Genomic DNA, 763 nt, shown 5'->3' on the forward strand with positions numbered 1-763 from the left:
GCGATTAAATCAGATCACAAACGAAGCCTTTTTTCTATCTATTTCAATTGGTTGTAGCTAAAGATCCTGTACATGAGATAGAGTTATAGCACTGGTTCATTTCTATGATGAACTTTATGGTCGCGATGAAGCAATAAACGTCCTTAATAATCTATCCCCACAGGGAATCCAGATAATTCAGCGTTCTTTGCATGATGATATCATTATGTCAATTGAGCGCCTCTTTGATGGTAATGGGTATGAGCAGGGTGGCGCCAAGTTTGAATACTTAAGCTTATATAATATAGTTAATTCTTATCAGAGGTTTTGGGATGAGGATACTAATCAACAAAGAGAGAAAATAGGTTCAATAAAAAATTCAATGAACATAAAGAATTACAGGAATCTTGTTTTAGCTCATGCAGATAAATCTGTTTATGTAGGAAGTGATCAACATCCTAAGCATAGGATGAGCACTGCACTTCTAATTGAATTACTTAGAGAGACAAGACAGTTAACATTTGATATGAGATATAGATTGATGCTGGAGATGGGAGAGAATACACTGCCAGTTTCAGATGGAAATGTAAACAGAAGTGGTTACGGCACTAATATGATTAGAAACTTGAAAAGATTAATCGAAAAGAGTACGCAAAGATAAACCAGTTTATTGTCAGTATCACCCTGCATTATCGCTATGTAATACACATGTACAGAACCTTAAGCGGCAAGCGAATTAATAATACCGTCTAACGTGTTGTTTTGCTTGGATTTTCTCTGCCTA

At 35.6% G+C, this 763-nt stretch carries 1 protein-coding gene; it reads left to right on the forward strand.

The window, feature by feature from the left end; genetic code table 11:
• The first annotated feature begins 91 nt into the window (after positions 1 to 91).
• Entirely contained in the window at positions 92 to 640 is a 549-nt protein-coding gene (locus PG899_RS24185) for an AbiU2 domain-containing protein (RefSeq protein WP_270697827.1), read from the forward strand.
• Positions 641 to 763: the final 123 nt, after the last annotated feature.

This window comes from Aeromonas sp. QDB39, from assembly GCF_027707585.1.
In the GTDB taxonomy this organism is placed as follows: domain Bacteria; phylum Pseudomonadota; class Gammaproteobacteria; order Enterobacterales; family Aeromonadaceae; genus Aeromonas; species Aeromonas hydrophila.